At 29.1% G+C, this 4,726-nt stretch carries 7 protein-coding genes; 4 read left to right on the top strand and 3 right to left on the bottom strand.

The features are described 5' to 3' along the window. The 3 genes from ABY298_RS14890 to ABY298_RS14880 all read left to right on the top strand — a co-directional run. Positions 1–847 (top strand): adenosine deaminase (locus tag ABY298_RS14890; protein WP_372746844.1); only part of this gene is annotated, 847 nt, incomplete at its 5' end. A gap of 37 nt (positions 848–884) precedes the next feature. Continuing rightward, a complete protein-coding gene (locus tag ABY298_RS14885; protein ID WP_372746843.1) occupies positions 885–1,478 on the top strand; it encodes a hypothetical protein in 594 nt (197 codons plus the stop codon). A gap of 52 nt (positions 1,479–1,530) precedes the next feature. Beyond that, on the top strand, positions 1,531–1,734 hold the full coding sequence (locus ABY298_RS14880) for a DUF2892 domain-containing protein (RefSeq protein ID WP_372746842.1): 204 nt from the start codon (positions 1,531–1,533) through the stop codon (positions 1,732–1,734). Between the two features lie 151 nt (positions 1,735–1,885). Here ABY298_RS14880 and ABY298_RS14875 read toward each other — a convergent pair whose 3' ends face one another. Genes ABY298_RS14875 through idi form a run of 3 tightly spaced genes read right to left on the bottom strand, consistent with a single transcriptional unit; the run spans position 1,886 to position 3,102 of the window. Continuing rightward, the gene (locus ABY298_RS14875; RefSeq protein ID WP_372746841.1) at positions 1,886–2,299 is read right to left on the bottom strand and encodes a 6-pyruvoyl tetrahydropterin synthase family protein; all 414 of its coding nucleotides are present in this window, start codon (positions 2,297–2,299) and stop codon (positions 1,886–1,888) included. Then, on the bottom strand, positions 2,283–2,579 hold the full coding sequence (locus tag ABY298_RS14870) for a hypothetical protein (RefSeq protein ID WP_372746840.1): 297 nt from the start codon (positions 2,577–2,579) through the stop codon (positions 2,283–2,285). The genes ABY298_RS14875 and ABY298_RS14870 overlap by 17 nt, the downstream gene beginning before the upstream one ends. A gap of 4 nt (positions 2,580–2,583) precedes the next feature. Continuing rightward, on the bottom strand, positions 2,584–3,102 hold the full coding sequence (gene idi / locus ABY298_RS14865) for an isopentenyl-diphosphate Delta-isomerase (RefSeq protein WP_372746839.1): 519 nt from the start codon (positions 3,100–3,102) through the stop codon (positions 2,584–2,586). 125 nt (positions 3,103–3,227) lie between these two features. On the opposite strand from idi, the gene ABY298_RS14860 reads away from it, so the two are divergent. Next, on the top strand, positions 3,228–4,726 hold a 1,499-nt coding region (locus ABY298_RS14860; protein WP_372746838.1), incomplete at its 3' end, for a peptide chain release factor 3.

The raw sequence follows: 4,726 nt of genomic DNA, 5'->3' as shown, positions 1-4,726 counted from the left end.
GCAAGATTTTTTAGATATCTATTACCAAGGAGCAGCAGTATTAATTTACGAACAAGATTTTTACGAATTAACTTACAATTATTTAGAAAAATGTGCTGAGCAAAATGTTAGACATACAGAAATTATGTTCGACCCTCAAACACATACCCTTAGAGGAATTTCTTTTGAAACCGTAATTACAGGTATTTCCAAAGCTTGTGAAGATGCAGAAGCAAATTTAGGAATATCTTCTTTATTAATTATGAGTTATTTGCGTCATTTAAGCGAAGAAGAAGCTTTTAAAACCTTAGAAGAATCGATACCTTTTAAAGATAAAATTACAGCAGTTGGATTAGATTCTTCAGAAAACGGAAATCCTCCATCAAAATTTATAAAAGTTTTTGAAGCCTCTATTAACCATGGGTACATTCCTGTTGCACATGCAGGTGAAGAAGGTGATGCAGATTATGTTTGGGAAGCAATTGATTTACTTGGTATACATAGAATTGATCACGGAAATAATTGTTTACAAGATGAAAACTTAATTGCTGATATTATTGAGCGAGATTTGGCCTTAACAGTTTGCCCGCTTTCAAATACAGCCTTAAAGGTTGTAGAAAATTTAAAAGATCATCCGTTAAAAAAAATGATGGATTTAGGTTTAAAAGTAACCATAAACTCTGATGATCCAGCGTATTTTGGAGGTCATGTAAATAAAAATTATTTTGCTATTCAAGAGTCTTTAAATTTATCAAAAGAGGACTTATACCAATTAGCAAAAAACTCGTTTCAATATTCTTTATTAGGTACTGAGAAAAAACAACAGTATTTGAATGAAATTGAAAATTATTATAAAAATACTAAGTAATATATATCTACGTTTATAAAACAAATACAATTTAAACATGTTAAAATTTAAATACTTACTTGTTGTTATTCTTTTAAATACAACATTATTTTACAGCCAATCCACTCAAAAATTTATAGATTCAGGTTCTGTTAAAAACCAATTCGATTATTTAATAAATGAATCTACTAATTACTATCAAGAGCAAAAAATAGTAAAAAACCAATGGTTATTAAAACTAAAAAAGAATGTTACTGATTCTATTTCAAAAAATAAAAATACCATTGATATTCATAAAAACAATGTGCTAAATCAACAAAAAGAAATTGATAGTTTAAAAACCAGACTTTCTGAAATTGAAGCAATTAACGAATCACTAAATACGGAGCAACAACAAATTTCTTTCTTAGGAATACCTATGAATAAATCGTTATATAAAACTATAACTTATGGTTTAATTTTAGTATTTATGGGTTTATTTGCATTCTTTTTTATGAAATTTAAACAAAGTAATACCATTACTAAAGAAGCAAAATTAGCGTTAAAAGAAGTTGAAGAAGAATTTGAAAGTCATCGGGCAAAAGCTTTAGAGCGTGAGCAAAAAGCAATGCGAAGATTACAAGACGAACTTAATAAAAATAAAAAAGACTAGTTAATTTACTTTTTTGTACTTTTATTAAACTAACATTTAAACAGCACGTATTATGAAAGCAAATATGGGTACAACAGATAAATTTGTAAGAGTTTTAATAGGTATTTTAATTGCTGTATTGTATTATTTAGATGTAATTAGCGGCATGACCGCCATTATAATTTTGGGATTTGGTATTATTTTGTTATTTACTAGCCTAATAAATTTTTGTCCGCTATATACCTTGTTTGGAATAAATACTTGTAAAAGAAAATAATATTTTGAAATAAAAAGAAGCTGTTTAAAAAGTTTTGAAAACCGTCATTCTGAATTTATTTCAGAATCTTAGTATATTGATAATCAATCAGTATGAGAACCTGAAATAAATTCAGGTTGACGAAATTTTACTTTTTAAACAGCTTCTTTTTTTATTCTTCACCACAATAGGTTACAAAATTTCTAGGTGTTTCGTATAACGTTATTGAAAGTTCTAATTTATTATCTATTTCAGCGCGCAATTTATTCCAAATAACAATTACAATATTTTCTGCAGTTGGATTTAAAGTTTTAAATTCTTCAACCTCTTCGTTTAAATTTTTATGATCAAACGCCTCCTCTATTTCCTTTTCAATTAAATATTTTAAAATTTTCATATCCATTACAAAACCAGTTTCCGGATGAACATCTCCTTTTACAGAAACAATTAAATCGTAATTATGACCATGATAGTTTGGATTGGCACATTTCCCAAAAACAGTTGCATTTCTAGCATCTGTCCAATCGGAATTATATAATCTATGCGCTGCATTAAAATGCGCTTTTCTGCTAACCGTTACTTTCATCTTCTTTTTTCTTTTTTAAAATATGATATCTTTTTTCATTAAATTTCCATATAAATTGCCAAAATAATACTATTCCAACTAAAATAAATAAAGCCAAATAATTTAAAAATGGTTTAGAAAAGTAGACCTCTTTAAATGAATGAACGGACAATTCAAATACTTTGGTTAAAAAAGCAGTAAACACACTCCACAAAACACCAGTTCTAAGCGCATATCTATTTCGGCCGTTTTTACGAACCAATTCCCAACTTTCAATAAAATTTTCTTCTATTTTTTTCATTCAACTACTTATTAATAAAACTATAATAATTTTTAAATATTATTTTAAACCACTCTGTATATATTTTTGGATTTTCTTCAATATCTTTTTTTACAGCCTCCAAAGGCATCCATTTATAACTTTCTACTTCATCTTTATTAATTTTTGGTTCATTGTTATAATATCCTATTAAAATATGATCCAATTCATGTTCCGTTAAACCATTATCAAACGGTGCTTTATAAATAAATGATGTTACTTCTTCAATTTCACAAACAAAACCCATTTCTTCTTGTAATCTTCGTTTTCCAGCCTCAATATTTGTTTCTCCATTGCGTTGATGACTGCAGCAAGTATTTGTCCATAACAAAGGTGAATGATATTTATGTGCTGCACGTTGTTGCAACATTAAATCATTATTATCATTAAAAACAAAAACAGAAAATGCTCTATGCAACACCGCTTTTTCATGCGCTTCCATTTTAGGCATTAACCCAATTTGCTCATCCTTTTCGTTCACTAAAATTACTAGTTCTTCTTTCATTTTTTTATCAATAAGCACAAACTTACAAAATACAAACGTTAAAAAAGCACTAAACTACTTTTCAACTTTCAAACTTTTCAACTTTTCAACTTTAAAGCATATATTTGCACCTCAAAATTTGAATGATGAGTTTTTTAAAAGAAATACAACGCAGAAGAACCTTTGGAATTATTTCGCATCCCGATGCTGGTAAAACCACCTTAACAGAAAAATTATTATTATTTGGTGGTGCTATACAAGAAGCTGGAGCCGTAAAAAGCAATAAAATTAAAAAAGGTGCTACTTCCGATTTTATGGAAATTGAACGTCAGCGTGGTATTTCTGTTGCTACTTCTGTATTGGCTTTTATTTACAAAGACAAAAAAATAAATATTTTAGATACACCCGGACATAAAGATTTTGCAGAAGATACTTTTAGAACTTTAACGGCTGTTGATAGCGTAATTGTGGTAATTGACGTTGCAAAAGGTGTGGAAGAACAAACTGAAAAATTGGTTGAAGTTTGTAGAATGCGAAAGATTCCTATTATTGTTTTTATTAACAAAATGGACCGTGAAGGGAAAGATGCTTTTGATTTAATGGATGAAGTTGAACAAAAATTAGGCTTAACGGTTACCCCTTTAAGTTTCCCAATTGGAATGGGCTACGATTTTAAAGGAATTTTTAATATTTACGAAAAAAAAATAAATTTATACTCCGGCGATAACAAACAAACCGTATCTAAAGGTGTAGAATTTACCGACATTACAACTCCTGAATTAGATAAAATTATAGGTGAAAAATCGGCAAATACATTACGTGAAGAATTGGAAATTGTTCATGAAGTATATCCAGATTTTGATAAAGATGAATATTTAAAAGGAAATTTACAACCTGTATTTTTTGGCTCTGCCTTAAATAATTTTGGAGTAAAAGAATTGTTAGATTGTTTTATTGAAATTGCGCCATCACCGCAACCAAAAATGTCTGAAGAACGTTTGGTAGATTCTAAAGAAGAAACTTTAACCGGATTTGTATTTAAAATTCACGCAAATATGGATCCAAACCACAGAAACCGTATTGCGTTTGTAAAAATAGTTTCAGGAATGTTTAAAAGAAACGCTCCTTATTTACACGTTCGTCAAGGAAAAAAATTAAAATTCTCTAGTCCAAATGCTTTTTTTGCTGAAAAAAAGGAAATTGTTGATGAATCTTATCCTGGAGATATTGTTGGTTTGCCAGATACTGGACATTTTAAAATTGGCGATACACTTACAGAAGGTGAACAACTAAACTTTAAAGGAATTCCTAGTTTTTCACCAGAACATTTCCGTTATGTTAACAATGCCGATCCTTTAAAAGCAAAACAATTGTATAAAGGTTTAGATCAATTAATGGACGAAGGTGTTGCTCAGTTATTTACATTAGATATAAATGGAAGAAAAGTTGTTGGTACCGTTGGTGCGCTACAATTTGAAGTTATTCAGTACCGTTTAGAGCACGAATATGGCGCAAAATGTAGTTACGAAAACTTACAAGTTCATAAAGCTTGCTGGGTCCAAGCCGAAAATCCAAAAAGTGAAGAATTTAAAGAATTTAAACGTGTAAAACAACGTTATTTAGCTACTGATAAGCAAGGACAACT

It is taken from the genome of Lutibacter sp. (genome assembly GCF_041596795.1).
Lineage (GTDB): Bacteria > Bacteroidota > Bacteroidia > Flavobacteriales > Flavobacteriaceae > Lutibacter.
Note: the sequence above shows the minus strand (reverse complement) of the source record. Positions and strands in the feature narration are given on the sequence as shown.